Source organism: Exilibacterium tricleocarpae (assembly GCF_007004655.1).
Taxonomy (GTDB): Bacteria; Pseudomonadota; Gammaproteobacteria; order Pseudomonadales; family Cellvibrionaceae; genus Exilibacterium; species Exilibacterium tricleocarpae.
This window is the reverse complement of sequence record NZ_ML660088.1, coordinates 397,972-414,586: the sequence shown is the minus strand read 5'-3', so window position 1 is coordinate 414,586 and position 16,615 is coordinate 397,972. Positions and strand designations below refer to the sequence as shown.

16 protein-coding genes are annotated in these 16,615 nt (G+C 57.8%); all 16 read left to right on the top strand.

The window, feature by feature from the left end; translation table 11 throughout:
* The first annotated feature begins 186 nt into the window (after positions 1 to 186).
* The 16 genes from FKG94_RS04325 to FKG94_RS04250 all read left to right on the top strand — a co-directional run bounded on the left by FKG94_RS04325 (position 187) and on the right by FKG94_RS04250 (position 16,615).
* Positions 187 to 1,422: an argininosuccinate synthase gene (locus tag FKG94_RS04325; RefSeq protein ID WP_142902957.1), complete on the top strand. Its 1,236-nt coding sequence runs from the start codon at positions 187 to 189 to the stop codon at positions 1,420 to 1,422.
* A gap of 330 nt (positions 1,423 to 1,752) precedes the next feature.
* Entirely contained in the window at positions 1,753 to 3,216 is a 1,464-nt protein-coding gene (gene ccoN, locus FKG94_RS04320; protein ID WP_142902956.1) for a cytochrome-c oxidase, cbb3-type subunit I, read from the top strand.
* A gap of 12 nt (positions 3,217 to 3,228) precedes the next feature.
* Positions 3,229 to 3,840, top strand: a complete 612-nt coding sequence (ccoO, locus tag FKG94_RS04315) for a cytochrome-c oxidase, cbb3-type subunit II (RefSeq protein WP_142902955.1) — start codon at positions 3,229 to 3,231, stop codon at positions 3,838 to 3,840.
* Positions 3,841 to 3,842: 2 nt separating this feature from the next.
* Entirely contained in the window at positions 3,843 to 4,091 is a 249-nt protein-coding gene (locus tag FKG94_RS04310) for a cbb3-type cytochrome oxidase subunit 3 (protein ID WP_246124922.1), read from the top strand.
* The gene (gene ccoP / locus FKG94_RS04305) at positions 4,088 to 4,990 is read left to right on the top strand and encodes a cytochrome-c oxidase, cbb3-type subunit III (protein ID WP_179957483.1); all 903 of its coding nucleotides are present in this window, start codon (positions 4,088 to 4,090) and stop codon (positions 4,988 to 4,990) included. The genes FKG94_RS04310 and ccoP overlap by 4 nt, the downstream gene beginning before the upstream one ends.
* A 121-nt stretch (positions 4,991 to 5,111) precedes the next feature.
* Positions 5,112 to 6,575: a cytochrome c oxidase accessory protein CcoG gene (gene ccoG, locus FKG94_RS04300; RefSeq protein ID WP_425460030.1), complete on the top strand. Its 1,464-nt coding sequence runs from the start codon at positions 5,112 to 5,114 to the stop codon at positions 6,573 to 6,575.
* A 45-nt stretch (positions 6,576 to 6,620) separates the two neighbouring features.
* Positions 6,621 to 7,160: a FixH family protein gene (locus FKG94_RS04295; RefSeq protein WP_142902953.1), complete on the top strand. Its 540-nt coding sequence runs from the start codon at positions 6,621 to 6,623 to the stop codon at positions 7,158 to 7,160.
* A 2-nt stretch (positions 7,161 to 7,162) separates the two neighbouring features.
* Positions 7,163 to 9,634, top strand: a complete 2,472-nt coding sequence (locus tag FKG94_RS04290) for a heavy metal translocating P-type ATPase (RefSeq protein WP_142902952.1) — start codon at positions 7,163 to 7,165, stop codon at positions 9,632 to 9,634.
* An 18-nt stretch (positions 9,635 to 9,652) separates the two neighbouring features.
* Positions 9,653 to 9,865, top strand: coding sequence for a cbb3-type cytochrome oxidase assembly protein CcoS (gene ccoS / locus FKG94_RS04285; protein WP_142902951.1), 213 nt, complete (start codon positions 9,653 to 9,655; stop codon positions 9,863 to 9,865).
* A 194-nt stretch (positions 9,866 to 10,059) separates the two neighbouring features.
* A complete protein-coding gene (locus FKG94_RS04280; RefSeq protein WP_142902950.1) occupies positions 10,060 to 10,776 on the top strand; it encodes a sulfite exporter TauE/SafE family protein in 717 nt (238 codons plus the stop codon).
* 255 nt (positions 10,777 to 11,031) lie between these two features.
* Positions 11,032 to 11,400 (top strand): hypothetical protein, encoded by a 369-nt coding sequence (locus tag FKG94_RS04275; protein WP_142902949.1) that lies wholly within the window; start codon positions 11,032 to 11,034, stop codon positions 11,398 to 11,400.
* Positions 11,401 to 11,638: 238 nt separating this feature from the next.
* Complete coding sequence (locus FKG94_RS04270) at positions 11,639 to 12,157, top strand: cyclic nucleotide-binding domain-containing protein (protein WP_142902948.1); 519 nt, start codon at positions 11,639 to 11,641, stop codon at positions 12,155 to 12,157.
* Positions 12,158 to 12,329: 172 nt separating this feature from the next.
* Positions 12,330 to 13,895 carry a SulP family inorganic anion transporter gene (locus tag FKG94_RS04265; RefSeq protein ID WP_142902947.1) on the top strand — a complete coding sequence of 522 codons (1,566 nt, stop codon included), beginning with the start codon at positions 12,330 to 12,332 and terminating at the stop codon, positions 13,893 to 13,895.
* 164 nt (positions 13,896 to 14,059) lie between these two features.
* The gene (locus FKG94_RS04260; RefSeq protein ID WP_179957482.1) at positions 14,060 to 14,560 is read left to right on the top strand and encodes an aminoacyl-tRNA deacylase; all 501 of its coding nucleotides are present in this window, start codon (positions 14,060 to 14,062) and stop codon (positions 14,558 to 14,560) included.
* Between the two features lie 364 nt (positions 14,561 to 14,924).
* Entirely contained in the window at positions 14,925 to 15,686 is a 762-nt protein-coding gene (locus FKG94_RS04255; protein ID WP_142902945.1) for a type IV toxin-antitoxin system AbiEi family antitoxin, read from the top strand.
* Positions 15,683 to 16,615, top strand: a complete 933-nt coding sequence (locus FKG94_RS04250; RefSeq protein WP_142902944.1) for a nucleotidyl transferase AbiEii/AbiGii toxin family protein — start codon at positions 15,683 to 15,685, stop codon at positions 16,613 to 16,615. The genes FKG94_RS04255 and FKG94_RS04250 overlap by 4 nt, the downstream gene beginning before the upstream one ends.

The following is a 16,615-nucleotide window of genomic DNA, read 5'->3' as shown; positions in this document are numbered from 1 at the left end:
GCATCTGCTTGGGTGCTCCGTATCGGAAAATCGCCATAGTGACCAGATTTACCTACAATTTTCCGATTTTTAGATATACAATGCGCGCGCCTGATTTCTGGTGGTGAAGTCGGCTCAGAGGTCGCAACAGACCGGGCCGCTATTGTCACCGCCACTTCTTCAACGCTGTCTTGTGCGGAGAGGTCTATGTCGTCCAGTCAAACCCCGAATGTCAGCAAGGTCGTGTTAGCCTATTCCGGCGGCCTCGACACCTCAGTGATTGTCAAATGGTTGCAGGAGACCTATCACTGCGAAGTGGTGACCTTTACCGCCGATATCGGCCAGGGCGAGGAAGTGGAGCCGGCGCGCGCCAAAGCCGAGGCGCTGGGTATCAAAGAAATCTTTATCGATGACCTGCGCGAGGAGTTTGTGCGGGACTTCGTATTTCCGATGTTTCGCGCCAATACCCTCTACGAGGGCGAATACCTGCTGGGCACCTCCATCGCCCGCCCGCTGATCGCCAAGCGCCTGATCGAGATTGCCAACCAGACGGGCGCCGATGCCATCTCCCACGGCGCCACCGGCAAGGGCAACGACCAGGTGCGCTTCGAGTTGGGGGCCTACGCATTGAAGCCGGGCATTCAGGTGATCGCCCCCTGGCGCGAGTGGGAACTGAGCTCCCGCGAGACCCTGATGGCCTACTGCGAGCAGCACAATATCCCGGTGGATTTCGCCGGCGGCAAGAAGAAATCCCCCTACTCGATGGATGCCAATCTGCTGCATATCTCCTACGAGGGCGGCAATCTGGAGGACCCCTGGTGCGAGGCCGACGACGATATGTACCGCTGGAGCGTCTCACCCGAGGCGGCGCCGGATACGCCCACCTATGTCGAATTGACCTATGCCCGCGGCGATATTGTGGCCATTGACGGGCAGTCGATGACGCCCGCGGCGGTACTGGCCGAACTCAACCGGCTCGGCGGTGCCAACGGCATCGGTCGGCTGGATATTGTCGAGAACCGCTATGTGGGGATGAAATCCCGCGGCGTATACGAAACGCCTGGCGGCACTATCATGCTGAAGGCCCACCGCGGTATCGAGTCGCTTACGCTCGACCGGGAAGTAGCCCACCTGAAAGACCAACTGATGCCCAAATACGCCGAATTGATCTACAACGGCTATTGGTGGAGTCCGGAGCGCAAAATGCTGCAAGCCGCCATCGATGAGTCGCAGCAGGTGGTCAACGGTGAGGTGCGCCTGAAACTCTATAAAGGTGCGGTCACTGTGGTGGGTCGACGATCTGCGGACAGCCTCTTTGATGAAAAAATTGCTACCTTTGAAGATGATGCCGGTGCGTATCACCAAAAGGATGCGGAGGGCTTTATCAAACTCAATGCCCTGCGCATGCGCATCGCGGCCGGCAAAGGCCGCAATCTGCTGTAACCAAGGCGGGGCTGCGGCCCCGCGGCAAACAGGTAAAACCTGATCTACACTGGCGCTAGGGTTCTAGCGGTTTAGCGTGAGTTGCATTTAGTTGATTCGAATCAACTTATTGATGGTCATCACGGCGCACAATTCCCTATGTGCCGGAAACCACCCCGCCGGCAGCGCCGGTGGTCGTGATCCGGTGGTCGCGGAATAGGGTCGGGCGTCGGTGCACGGGTACCGGGTTGTCCGTGGGGTGCAGGTTGTCTTGGAGTCCATTGATGAAATGGCGGTAACGATTTCTGTCTTTAATACTTCCTCAATTACAAATCTACTAGGAAAGTCACTATGAGTAGTAACCTGGCAGCAACCGGCGATACACCGGTGTACGACACACCCGCTTACGACTATCGGGTAGTCCGCCAATTTACCATCATGACCGTCGTTTGGGGCGTAGTGGGCATGGCGGTGGGGGTGCTGATCGCGGCCCAATTATACTGGCCCGCGCTGAACGATCTGTTGCAGCCCTACTCCCATTTCGGGCGTCTGCGACCGCTGCACACCAACGCAGTGATATTTGCCTTCGGCGGTTGCGCCCTGTTTGCCACGTCCTACTATGTCGTGCAGCGGACCTGCCAGGCGCCGCTGTTCGGTGGTTTTCTGGTGCCGTTTACGTTTTGGGGTTGGCAGATCGTTATCCTCGCCGCCGCCATTACCCTGCCCATGGGCTATACTTCCGCCAAGGAATACGCGGAACTCGAGTGGCCGATCGATATCCTGATCACGCTGGTGTGGGTGTCCTACGCGATTGTGTTCTTTGGCACCATCATCAAGCGCAAGACATCCCACATTTATGTAGCGAACTGGTTTTTCGGTGCCTTCATCATTGCCGTTGCCATGTTGCACGTCGTCAACAGCGCGGCGGTGCCGGTAACGCTGTTTAAATCCTACTCCGCCTACGCCGGTGCCGCCGACGCGATGGTGCAGTGGTGGTACGGTCACAACGCGGTGGGCTTCTTCCTGACGGCCGGCTTTCTCGGCATGATGTACTACTTCGTACCCAAGCAGGCGGGTCGTCCGGTGTACTCTTACCAACTGTCGATCGTGCATTTTTGGGCGCTGATATCGCTGTATATCTGGGCCGGACCGCACCACCTGCACTACTCGGCACTGCCCGACTGGGCCCAGAGTCTGGGCATGGTGATGTCGCTGGTGCTGCTGGCGCCGTCCTGGGGCGGCATGATCAACGGGATTATGACCCTGTCCGGTGCCTGGCATAAGTTGCGCACCGACCCCACCCTGCGTTTTCTCGTGGTATCGCTGTCATTTTACGGTATGTCGACATTCGAAGGTCCCATGATGTCGATCAAGACCGTCAACGCGCTGTCACACAACACCGACTGGACCGTTGGCCACGTGCACTCCGGCGCGCTCGGCTGGGTGGCGATGATCTCCATCGGCGCCGTCTATCACCTGCTGCCGGTGCTGTATAACCGCAAAGAAATGTTCTCGGTGAAATTGATCAACACGCATTTCTGGCTCGCGACCGTGGGCACCGTGCTCTATATCGCATCCATGTGGGTCAACGGCATTATGCAGGGACTTATGTGGCGGGCTTTCAATGCCGACGGCACCCTGACATACACGTTCGTGGAGTCGGTGGAAGCCAGTGGTCCCGGTTACTTTGTGCGGGTCCTGGGCGGAGCCTTTTTCCTCCTTGGCATGTTGTTGATGATGTATAACTGCTACCGCACCGTGGCGGCGCCTGAAGATGAAGCCGCGGCGCCGGCGCAGCCGCAACCGGCCCAATAAGGAGAAGCGACTGTGAAAAACCATGACATAGTAGAGAAGAATGTTGGCTTGATGGTGGTGCTGATCCTGGTGGCTATCAGTTTCGGTGGCCTGGTGGAAATTGTGCCGCAGTTTTTTATCAAGGAAACCACCGAACCGGTAGAGGGCCTGAAGCCCTGGGCAGCGGTTGAGCTGGAGGGGCGCGACATTTATATCCGTGAAGGCTGCCACGTTTGCCACACGCAGATGGTGCGTCCGTTGCGGGCCGAGGTGGAGCGCTACGGGCACTATTCCGTCGCCGGTGAGTTCGTCTATGAACACCCGTTCCTGTGGGGTTCCAAGCGCACCGGTCCCGATCTGGCGCGGGTGGGTGGCCGCTATAGCGATGCCTGGCACAAAGCGCACCTGTTCGACCCGCGCAATGTCGTGCCCGAGTCCAATATGCCGGCGTTCCCGTGGCTGTTTGACAATATACTCGACGGCAAGGACACCGCTGCAAAAATGTCGGCGCTGAGAGCTGTCGGCGTGCCTTATACCGATGAAGATATAGCGGGTGCGGAAGAGGCCGTAAAAGGGGTCAGTGAGGTTGATGCGCTGGTTGCCTATCTCCAGCAACTCGGCGTTTTATTGCAGCAAAAACGGTAGACATGATGGATATCAATACACTGCGAGGTCTCTCCACGGTTCTTGTCATGATCGCCTTTGTGGGCGTGTGCTGGTGGGCCTTTTCACCGAGGCGCAAGCAGCGTTTCAAAGAAGCCGCTAACCTGCCGTTTGACGACGATGCCGTTGGGGGCGATGTGCCGCCGCATGCCGGCGATCGACGCGCCGAGCGACAAGATGAGAACCCACAACAACTTCATTCCTCCGATGCAGCAAGGCAGGAAAAACTATGAGTACATTCTGGAGCCTTTGGATTATTATCCTGACCGTCGTCAACCTGATCCTGATTTTTTGGGTGCTGATGGCCAACCGAAAAGTCGCCGTCAGTGACGATGAGGACCCCGAGAACAAAAAAACCGGCCACGTTTATGACGGTATCGAGGAATACGACAATCCGTTGCCGAAGTGGTGGTTTCAGATGTTTTTGGGCACTCTGATTTTTACCATCATCTACCTGGCCCTGTACCCCGGCCTGGGTTCCTGGCAGGGGTTGTTGGGCTGGACCCAGATTAATCAGCTGGAGCGGGAGCAGGAAAAGGCAGCTGAAAATTTCAATACCGTCTTCGGCAAATACATGAGTATGCCGATTGAAGAGGTGGCGCGGGAGCCGGCCGCCGTGAAAATCGGTGTGCGGCTGTTTGGCAACAACTGCGCAGTCTGTCACGGCGCGGATGCCGGTGGCAACTTCGGTTTTCCCGATCTCACCGATGACGATTGGCTGTACGGCGGTTCGCCCGAACAAATCCTGCACTCGCTGGTGCAAGGGCGCGTCGGCCAGATGCCCGCCTGGGATAATATTATCGGCGAGGAAAATGTGATTGCGGTGTCTGAGTATGTGTTGTCTCTATCGGGACAACCGCACGATGAGACCCAGCTTGCCACCGGTGCCCAGGTCTACGCGCAAAACTGTGCGGCCTGCCACGCCGCCGACGGTACCGGCAATCAGGTCGTGGGCGCGCCGAACCTGACCGATGATATCTGGCTCTACAGTGGCACTGCCGCCGGTATTCGCCAGTCGGTTCGCAGCGGCCGCTTCGGTAATATGCCTGCGCAAAGCGATAAACTGCGAGAGGAAAAAATCCACCTGCTGGCGGCGTACGTCTACAGCCTTTCCCTAGACGATTCCGAATAGTTCCCTATTGCCGGCGGCTGCTTTCAGGCCGCCGGACCGCCCGCCCCCCGATTCACTCAATGCTGAGGTTTGACTTGTGAGTGAGAAGCATTCCGCGAAAAAACAGTCTGCAGATTCAAAAGTGGAGTCTGTAGAGCCAGCGGTCATAGCCAGCGATAGCAACTCGCAGAGCGCTGTGCACTACGTCGATCTCTACGAATCCGACCACAAAGTTTACACGCGCAAGATTACCGGTTTCTTTCAGAAGCTGCGCCGCTATACCGGCTTGCCGTTGATGGCGGCTTACCTGCTGATACCCTGGTTGGTTATCGACGGGCGTCCGGCGATGCTGTTCGACTTGCCCGAGCGCAAGTTCCATATATTCTGGATGACGTTCTGGCCCCAGGACGGCATGTTTCTCGCCTGGGTGTTGATCATCAGCGCGTTTGCCCTGTTTACGGTTACCGTGTTGGTGGGACGGGTCTGGTGTGGTTTTACCTGCCCGCAGACTGTCTGGACGCTGATGTTTATCTCTGTGGAACATTTTTGTGAAGGCGACAGGAACCAGCGCATCAAGCTGGACCGGCAGCCGTGGACGGCGAACAAACTCTTTCGCAAAAGCAGTAAACACTTTCTCTGGTTTACCATAGCGTTTATTACCGGCGTTACTTTTGTCGGCTACTTTACCCCCATTCGGGAGCTGCTGCTCGGGTTGTGGCCGAATCGCGACCCGACCACCGGATTTGTCTATTGGGATATCCACTACGCGGCGGCTTTCTGGACGTTTTTCTTCGCCGGCATGACCTACCTCAACGCCGGCTGGATGCGCGAGCAGGTATGTAAGTACATGTGCCCCTATGCGCGATTTCAGTCGGTGATGTACGACCGGGAAACCCTGGCCGTGCACTACGATGCCGGCCGGGGGGAGAAGCGCGGGCCCCGCAAGCACGATGAGGATTACAAAGCGGCGGGGCTGGGCGACTGCATCGACTGTTCCTGGTGTGTACAGGTCTGTCCTGTGGATATCGATATTCGCGAGGGCCTGCAGTATGAGTGTATCAACTGCGGCCTGTGCGTCGACGCCTGTGATACGGTAATGGATAAGATGGAATATCCGCGCGGGCTGATCCGCTTTACCTCGGCCGATGCACTCGAGACCGGGCGCACGCGCTTTTGGCGCCCGCGCCTGTTCGGCTACACCCTGGTGCTGGTTGCGATGGTGGGGGTGTTCGTCTACGCGGTTTCACATCGCCTGCCGGTGTCTGTCGACGTCATTCGCGATCGCGGTGCCAGGCTTTACCGCGTCACCGGCGACCAGGTGCAAAACGTCTATACCGTGAAAATCAACAATATGGACCGGCGCGCGCATACCTACGATATCAGGGTCAGCGGTGAACACGAGTACCGGTTGCGCGGACTGCGGGTAGTGGAGTTGGACGAAGGGGAGATTTTCACCGTGCCGGTGCGGATATCGGTCGACCGGTCGGCCTTGACATCCCCGACCAATGAGATCGAAATAACCGTAACCGCCGCCGATGATGATACGATTACAGCGACCCAGAAAACCAGTTTTATCGGCCCTAAATCCGTTAACAGCTCCGAGTGATCGGCGCAGTAGTTAAAACAGTAGTGAAAACAGGTACGCAAACCCATGTACGCAAAAGACGCCCAACCCCTGCCCCGGCTGCCCTGGTACAAAGAGTTTTGGGCGTGGTTTATTCTGACCCCGCTGATCGTGGTGATTATTTCCTGCAGCATTATGGTTTCCCTGGCGTTTCGCCACAAAGACGATGTGGTGATGGACAATTACTACAAGGAAGGCCGCATGATCAATCAGCGCTTCGAGCAGGACCAGCGCGCCGCCGAGTTGGGCCTCGAGGGCACATTGCGGTTTGATTTCTCCCTGGGCGAAGTGCACCTGGCTTTGCAGGCCCACGATGACGGGGTGCTGCCCGAAGACCTGCTGTTGCTGCTGGACCACCCCGCAATTGCGGGCAGGGATAAGACCCTGCGGCTGCAATCGCTGGCGCCGGGTCGCTATCGCGCCGAGCTGACCCGCTCGCTGGCCCATCGCTGGTATGTTTATGTCATGCCGGTCGCCGAGCGGGCCCAGCGCAGTCAGGCGCAGTGGCGCCTGTTGGGTGAACTCGATTTTGACTTGACCGACGACCTGGTATTGGTGCCGCATTAGACATGACCGTTGCGCTGAAGAAAAATCTTTCCGATGATCTGACCAGCGTTACCGCCGGACAGGCCGCCCAGGGTTGCTACCACTGCGGGTTGCCGGTACCGGCGGGCTGTGACTTTCAGTTAGAGATCGACGGCGACCGGCAGCCGTTTTGCTGTCCCGCCTGCCGTGCGGTAGCCGGCGCTATTATTGCCGGCGGCCTGGGTAACTTTTACCAGTTTCGCACGGAACTCAACAGTCGCGCCGAGGCCGAGGTCGACGCCGAGGACTACCGGATATACGACACGCCCGAGTTACAGCAGTCGTTCGTGCAACAACTGGACGACGGCACCCGCCGGGCGCAGTTGCTGATCGAGGGTATTACCTGTGCGGCCTGTGTGTGGCTGATCGAGCATTATCTCGATGGCTATGGGGCCGTGACCGGGGTAAAAGTCAATGCCCATACCCATCGCTGTGTTGTCGACTGGCAGCCCGAGGCGGGGCGCTTGAGTGACCTGATGGCGGCGCTGGCCGCGATCGGCTACCGGCCCATGCCCGCCACCGACGATCGCCTGCAGGACCTGCAGCGCCGGGAGAGTCGCCAGGCCCTGTTGCGCCTGGGTGTGGCGGGCATCGGCATGATGCAGGTGGGGATGGTCGCTATCGGCCTCTATGCCGGCGGCCTGCAGGGTATCGGCGAAACCTGGGAACACTTGCTGCGCTGGGTCAGTATGTTGATTGCCACACCGGTGGTGTTCTACAGTGCCCGGCCCTTTTTCAGCGGTGCGCTGCGGGTGCTGCGCGCCCGCCATCTGTCCATGGATGTGCCGGTCGCCATGGCGATAGGCGGCGCCTACGCCGCCAGTTGTTGGGCGACGTTGTTCGGCGGTGGCGAGGTTTATTTCGACTCTGTTTCCATGTTCACATTTTTCCTGTTGCTCGGGCGCTACCTGGAGATGCGGGCGCGCCATCGCAATGCCGCGGCCAGCGGTCGCCTGGCGCACCTGTTGCCGCTCAGTGTCAGGCGCGTGCGGCGCAGCGAGGCCGGCGAGGAGATCGCCGATGTGGCCGTAAAACAATTGCAGGTTGGCGACTGCATCCGGGTGCGTGCCGGCGAGACGTTTGCCTGCGACGGCGAGGTGCTGGAAGGGCGCAGCGGCGCCGTCGAGGCGATGTTGACCGGCGAGGCCGAGCCGGTGTTGAAACAGCCGGGCGACCGGGTGTCGGCCGGCACCCTCAACACCGACGGCAGTCTGTTGGTGGAGGTCAAGGCGCTGGGTCAACACACGCAGTTGTCGGCAATCGAACAGCTGGTGGAGCAGGCGCAACAGGAGAAACCCTCACAGGTGGCGCTGGCCGATCGCGTCGCCGGGTATTTTGTCGGCGTGGTGTTGATCGTTACCGGCCTGGTGGGGTGGTTCTGGTATCACCAGGCGCCGGAGCAGGCTTTTTGGATTTGTCTCTCAGTGCTGGTGGTAACCTGCCCCTGCGCGCTGTCGCTGGCCACGCCCACGGCGCTGACGACCGCGATCGATACGCTGCGCCGGCGCGGGCTGCTGGTGACCCGGGCCCATGTGGTGGAAGGGTTGGAGAAGGTCACCTGCGTGGTCTTCGATAAAACCGGCACCCTGACCCAGGGCGAGCCGCGGGTGGAAGATGTGGTCGTTACCGGAGAGCTGTCGCGGCAACGGTGCCTGGCAGTGGCGGCGGCGTTGGAGACGGGCTCCAACCATCCCCTGGCGCGGGCGTTTGCCGACTACAGTGGCACGGTGTTTGCGGAGGGGATTGAGACAGTCACCGGCAGTGGTGTGAGCGGTCGCATTGACGGGCGCGACTACCGCCTGGGCACCGCCGACTTCGCCGCCGCCGGGGCACCGCCACCGGCCGGTGCCGGCCAGTGGCTGGCGCTGTCGGTGACGGATGCAACCAGCGGACGCGTACAACTGCTGGCCTGGTTTTCACTGCGTGACCAGGTGCGCGAGCGGGCCGCGGCTGCCGTGGCGGCACTGCGGGAAGAACTGCAACTCGAGGTGGTGCTGCTCAGTGGCGACAGCTCCAGCGCTACGGCGGAGGTCGCCGCCGCGGTCGGCATCGCTAATTATCGCGGCGGGGCGACACCCCAGGACAAGCTCGACTATATCCAGGCGCGCCAGCGCTACGGCGATGTGGTGATGATGGTCGGCGACGGCATCAACGACATTCCGGTATTGAGCGGCGCCGATGTCTCCGTGGCCATGGGCTCGGCCTCGGATTTGGCACAGACCCGCGCCGACAGTATTCTGTTGAACGGCCAGTTGGAACAGTTGCCCGCAGCGCTGGTGTTTGCGCGCCGGGCGCGGCGGACAATCCGCCAGAACCTGGGATGGGCGGCAGGTTATAACGGCCTGGCGCTGCCGCTGGCCGCCATGGGGTGGGTGCCGCCCTACGCGGCGGCGCTGGGTATGTCCGCCAGTTCGCTGGTGGTGGTGTTGAATGCGCTGCGTCTCGGCCGGCGCTAGTTGGCGGGGGAGAGGGCGGTGGAAAGTCTGTATTTACTGATTCCCATCGCACTGGTCTTTGTCGCTATCGCGATCAAGGTTTTGTTTTGGGCGGTGAAAAGCGGGCAGTATGACGATCTGGATACCGAGGCGCACCGAATCTTGTTCGACGATATCAAACCGCGACAGCCGCGCCGGGACAGTGAGGGGGAGGCGGAGCAGGACGCGCAACGCCGGGAAAGCGACAGTTGAGATTCTATTGGATTGGCGGCGTCATTGAGCATTAACGCCGTCACCGTCCAGCACCGCCACCGTCCAGCACTGCCACAGGGACGGACATTCACTTTTTTCGATATTTGCCGTGCTGCGCACTGTGAACAGTGCGACTGACAGTCCCGCCTGAACGGGATGACACACGGAAAACTGGGAACTGCAAAGGTTAGATAATGCCGGAATTGGGGAGTTACGCCGCCGCTTTCGTATTGGGGTTACTGGGCGGGGCCCATTGCATCGGAATGTGCGGGGGCATCATGGCCGCCCTGACATTTTCGCTGCCGAGCCAGGCGACGGCCCGGCGCCTGTGGCTGGTGCTGTGCTACAACCTGGGTCGCATCGGCAGCTATGGTTTGATGGGGGTGGCGCTGGGTGTCCTGGGCGGTCTGGCGGCCGGCGGCCACGGCGGCGGTGTGCTGCGCATAGTGGCGGGTCTGCTGTTGATTGCCATGGGATTGTATCTGGCCAACTGGTGGCGCGGCCTGACCTACCTCGAACGGATGGGGGCGGCGCTCTGGCGTCACATCCAGCCGCTGGGCAAGCGGTTTACCCCGGTGCAATCGCCGTTGCAGGCCCTGGCGCTGGGCGCCCTGTGGGGTTGGTTGCCCTGCGGGCTGGTGTACAGCGCCCTGGCCTATGCGGCGGTCAGTGCCAATCCTATCGATGCCGGCATTATCATGCTCGCCTTCGGACTCGGCACCCTGCCGGCGGTGTTTGCCAGTGGTGTGTTGGCCGAGCGTTTACAGGCGCTGTTGCAGCGGCATCGGGTGCGGCAGTTATTCGCACTCGCGATTATCGGTTTTGGCGTCTGGACGCTGTGGGCGCCCCTGGCCCATATGGGACACACTGCCGCTGCCGCTGGCGACGCTTCTCATCAGCACCATCACTAACAACTGTTGTATGACCGTCGGGCCACCGGGACAGTGAAGGTGCTAAATATCTTGAAAGCGCCATTATATCCCGCGTCCCGCCATGCCCGTCAGATAAAAAACTGTCAGGAAACATCCCGACGCTCTGAGCATCGACTGCCGGTATTGGCAGCTCTCTCGCATTCAGTTTGCATTCAGTGACAGCTGTCTACCCTTGCAGCTACATCCTATGAATGCGGCCGCTGCGGCGGTTTTGCGATAACCAGGAGTGCTGCTATGAAACGACTGTTGATAATCTCGAGCCTGTTACTCGCTGCTCTCTTGCCGGCGGCAAGTGCGTTCGCTGATGACGACGACCGGCGCCATAAAAAAGGCAAGCGTTATTGTCACGACTGGCACTACGGCGACTACCACTGGGAGCGCAAGCGCTGGAAGCGGCACTATGACAAACACCGCGATAGACGCTACGACCGCCATTACGATCGCCACCGTGCCAAACACCGGCGCTACCGCGATAAATACTGGCGCTATTACTCCAAACCTTATCACCACAAGCCGCGGTACTACCGCGATAAACGCTTCTATCGCGATCACCGCTGTTGGCCCTATAAAAATTGTCGCCGGGTGCACCGTCATTGGCATTAATACCCGTGTGTTTAATGGCCGGTTCCCGAGTTAGCGGCTATGATTTAAGTGAAGGTCGTGTAGTGCGATACGGTCGGTGATCAAGGGAACTCGCCGGCCGGTATTTGTCGAAGACTTTAACGGCAATGAAAATGAACCCCGCTGTGCGGCCCGCGGCTGGCAGTGGAGGCAACACAGCACTCGGAACAGTCGCCCACCGGTGGCTGTGATCCGTCGGCTTTACCAGAGGTAGAACGCTATGGCCGAACGTATTCCCCACGAGCCATTGTTGAATGTCGAGAAAATACGGCCGATCATGGACCGGATTTCCCTGTTCGGCGGCCTGTCCGACCTGCAGTTGCACAGCGTCTTTCCGTTGTTGAAAAGCGTGCGTTACCGGGCCGGAGAGACCATCTTCAAACAGGGTGATCGGCCGTCTTACATCTACATTGTTGTCAGCGGTAAGGTGCGCCTTGCCTTCGATCTGCAGCAGCATCCGCTGTCAGAAACCGAGTTTGCACCCGGTGCCTCCTTTGGCGAAACCTCCGTTATCGGTATTCAGGCCCACTGCGCTTCAACCATTGCTGTGGAGGATACCGAACTGGCGGCAATGTCGCGCGAAGCGCTGATGTCGATTTTCGCCGCCGACAAGGAGCTGTTTGGACTGCTGACCCTCAATATCGCCCGCGAAGCCAGCCGGCGTCTGCATCGAGCCGATGCACTGCTGGTGGAGTATGCCCGCAGCCAACCCTGCCACCTCAGTAGCGCCGCCTCTTGATCCCTGCGCGCGGCGGCATTCGCTTCTGCCGCGCCAATCTGTTAGTATCGCCGGCCTTTTGCGCCCACCGCCGTGCCCCCGGACACGGTTGCGGCAGTGCAGTCCTGTAGTTTCTGTTAGTTCCTGTGGTCAGGGACGATAGTTAGGTACGAGAGTCAGGTGCGAGTCGTCGATGTTTAATCTGATCAACCCCAATCAAGCCAATCTGAAAAATGATCTGCTCTCCGGTGTTACCGTGGCCCTGGCCCTGGTACCCGAGGCGGTCGCCTTCGCCTTTGTCGCCGGGGTGGAGCCCATGGTGGGGCTGTATGCGGCCTTTATGATGGGCCTGCTGGCGTCTATATTCGGCGGCCGCCCGGGGATGATCTCAGGCGCGACCGGCGCCACCGCGGTGGTGATGGTGTCACTGGTGGCTGAGCACGGCGTGCAGTACCTGTTTGCTGCGGTGGTACTGGCGGGTCTGGTGCAGGTCGCCGCCGGCGTGCTAAAGCTCGGCAAGTTTATCCGCATGGTGCCTCACCCAGTGATGTTGGGTTTTGTCAACGGTCTGGCCATTGTGATTTTTCTCGCCCAACTCGGGCAGTTTCAGATCAGGGACAGCGCCGGCGCCATGGACTGGATGCAGGGCGAGATGCTCTACACCATGGGTGCGCTGATTGCTGCAACCATGCTGATCATCCATTTTCTGCCCAAGTTCACCACCGCGGTTCCCGCCGGCCTGGTGGCGATCGTGGTGATCACGCTGGCGGTGTTGGGGTTGAACCTGGAGGCCCGCACGGTGATCGATTTCGTGCGCGATATGGTGCCCGCCGACCAGGCCGCCGGCGTTACGCTGAAAGGTGAGCTGCCGCACTTTGCCATTCCGAACGTGCCTTTCAACCTGGAGACGCTGCGCATTATTTTGCCCTATGCACTGATTATTGCCGCCATCGGCCTGATCGAATCGCTGCTGACGCTGACTGTGATCGACGAGATTACCGACACCCGCGGTCAGGGCAATCGCGAATGCCTGGGGCAGGGGATTGCCAACACCGCCAACGGTTTCTTTGGTGGCATGGGCGGCTGTGCCATGATCGGGCAGAGTATGATCAATATTAACTCCGGCGGGCGTGGCCGGCTGTCCGGTATCACCGCGGCGCTGGTGCTGCTGGGATTTATTCTATTTGGCGCCAAGTACCTTGAAATGATTCCACTGGCGGTACTGGTGGGCATTATGTTTATGGTGGTACTGGGAACCTTCGAGTGGTCATCTTTCCGTATTATTCGCAAGATTCCCCGGTCTGACGCGTTTATTCTGGTGCTGGTTTCCGCCGTTACCGTGATTGCCGACCTGGCCGTCGCTGTGGTGGTGGGGGTGATTGTATCGGCGCTGGTGTTTGCCTGGCAGCACGCCAAACATATCAATGTGGATACCTATATCGATGCCAATGGCTATAAGGTTTACGCCCTGCGCGGCCCCATCTTTTTTGGCTCGGTAGCCAATTTCAAAGAACTGTTCGACCCCAAGGGCGATCCCGAGCATGTAGTGATCGAGTTCCAGCGCTCCCGCGTCAGCGATCACTCCGGCATCGAGGCGCTGGATGTGCTGGCCGAGCGCTACCAGAATGCCGGCAAAACCCTGCATCTGCGCCATCTGAGTCCGGAGTGTCGCCGCTTGCTGAAGCGCGCTGGCGATCTCTGTGAAGTCAATGTCTGGGAGGACCCGAATTATCATGTGGCGACAGATGTGCTGGCATAACCCGGATGTTGCGCCAACCGGTTGATCCGACATATGGGTAATATCCGGGCGGTCACCGATCACCGGTCCTAACAGGCGGGCCGGTTAGACGGATATCTTCTTAGCTTTTAGGGCCGGAATCGGGTCAACTATACCCCCTTGTCATGACAGAGGAGGACCCTCCGATGAGCTTATCTCCGGCTGTAGAATCCTATTTGAGTCAAAGTGATATACCTTTCGATGTCCTGGAGCACCCCCGCTCCACCACCTCCATGCAGACTGCCCATGCCGCCCACGTAACTCCGGCGCAACTGGCCAAGGCCGTCGTCGTCAGGGATCAGGACCGCTATATGATGTGTGTGTTACCGGCCTCGCATATCCTGGTTATGAACTGGGTCGATACGGACTATAAAGGCCACTACCGGCTCGCCACCGAAGACGAACTGGCGAAGCTGTTTCCCGACTGTGAAGCCGGCGCCGTGCCGCCGCTGGGCCAGGCCTACGGCCTGCATGTGGTCTGGGACAATACACTGCGTCATGCCGATGAAGTGTATTTCGAGGGGGGCGATCATCGTCATTTGATCCATATCGGCCACGACGAGTTTATGCGTCTGATGGAAGATGCCGATCACGCCACCATTAGCTGTACGCCGGATACTGTTGAGTATTATCAGCATATGCATTGAAGTCGCGGGCTGCGAGGATAGTTGCTTTGGGTGCCTGCTTTCGTTTGGAGCGCCTACTTTTTGGTGGTGGTCCCGACAGCATTCTTGCTGTCGAGAGTTTCTGGAGAGTTAGAGCGCAGCCTTGCGCTCCTGACCCGCTGGCGAAACGTGTGGGTAGCAAATTGCCAGTGGCTCACCGGAAGTCGCAGCTAAGTGACTTCAAAAACTGGTTTTCTCACTCTCTGGACATTATAAATAGTCTCTATAAGGTAGTAATGCTCCCTATTTTACAATATATTTACTGAAATGAACCACAGATACTGTTTTTATTCATTAAAAATAATTTATTATAGTGAGCTTAACTACCGTAAATAGAACAAAAGTAATGAAGTTGATGAGCTTGCATAAGCCAGGAACGCTCTGTTTGGCATCCTGGTTGAAGAAGCAGGGCATCTCTTATGACTTGCAGAAATACTACCGGAGAGCAGGGTGGCTAGCGCCATTTGGCCGCGGCGCCTATAAAAGGCCGGGCGATCATGTGGAGTGGGAAGGGGGAGTGTACGCCCTGAAAGAACAAGCCGGGTTGCAGGTGCATGTCGGGGGGCTAACGGCCTTAACCAAGCAAGGTTCAAATCAGTATATGAGGTTTGGTGAGGAGACAGCTTTTCTGTTCACTCCTCTCAAAGTAAAGTTTCCTGCCTGGTTTAGTACGCATGACTGGGGTGCAAGAATAGAGCATGTCAAAACAGGGTTCTTGCCTGAAGAGCTGGGCATAGGCGATGTCATCAAAATGGGGCTTGCCTCGCCCTCGTCTCCGTTTAACCTGAAAATATCCGGCCCTGAAAGGGCGATACTTGAATGCCTTTATCTTGCCCCAAAATTTCACAGTCTTGAAGAGATCTATGAAATACTGGAGGGCCTTGTTAATCTTCGCCCTAAAGTCGTACAGGGACTTCTCGAAGACTGCCGGTCTGTAAAAGTCAAAAGACTGTTTTTATACATGGCAGATAAGGCGAGTCATAAATGGTTGAAGTATGTCGAGACAGGTGGCATAAGCCTTGGTGAAGGTGATCGCGTCATAGTTCCAAATGGAACCTATGTGGCAAAATATAAAATAAGCATACCCAAGGAGCTGGAATCAGGATGAAGCCTTCCGAGTACAAGGAGCAGGTCGGGCTTCTTTTGCAGGTTTTACCTTATGTGGCTGAAGAGGGGATCTTTGCCCTAAAAGGGGGGACGGCGATCAATCTCTTTCACAGAGATTTTCCACGGCTATCTGTTGATATCGACCTCACCTATCTGCCAAAAGAAGACCGTAAAACGGCAATGAAGGGCATTTCTGATGGCCTTGGTCGTATCCAAAAAGCGCTCGAAGGCGCTATTCAGGGAATAAGAGTTACAAAGCTACCCCAAAGTGATGGGGCTGAAGCAAAACTATTGTGCCAGCTTGGCCGCACCGATATAAAGGTAGAGGTCAATACGACCCTACGCGGATACCTGTGGGAGCCTGTGGAAATGGCAGTGGTTGACGCTGTGCAGGATGAGTTTGAACGGTTTGCTGCGATAAGGATTGTCTCGAAAGGTGAGCTGTACGGCGGAAAAATATGTGCTGCACTGGACAGACAGCATCCACGAGACCTTTTTGACATCAAGATACTTCTCGACGAGGAGGGGATTACCGAGCAAGTTAGGCTAGGATTTATCGCGTCATTGTTAGGAAGTAACAAACCACTACATGAGCTATTACAGCCTAATTTAAAAGATCAAAGAGCAGCATTTAAAACCAAGTTTGAAGGGATGGCTACCCGACCTTTTACTTATGAGGATTTCGAGACTACCAGAGAAAACCTCGTAAGTAGAGTGAATGACCGGCTGTCTGATCGGGACAAGGAGTTCTTTATTAGCTTTACAACTGGAGACCCTGATTGGTCCATATGCCCAGTGAATGGGCTGGAGTCTATGCCCGCAATCCAATGGAAGTTGCACAATCTCCGGAAACTTAAAGAGAAAAACCCAGCCAAGCGCTCTGACTTACAGAAAAGGTTGATCAAGTGCCTTGGGGGAAATAAAAGCTAA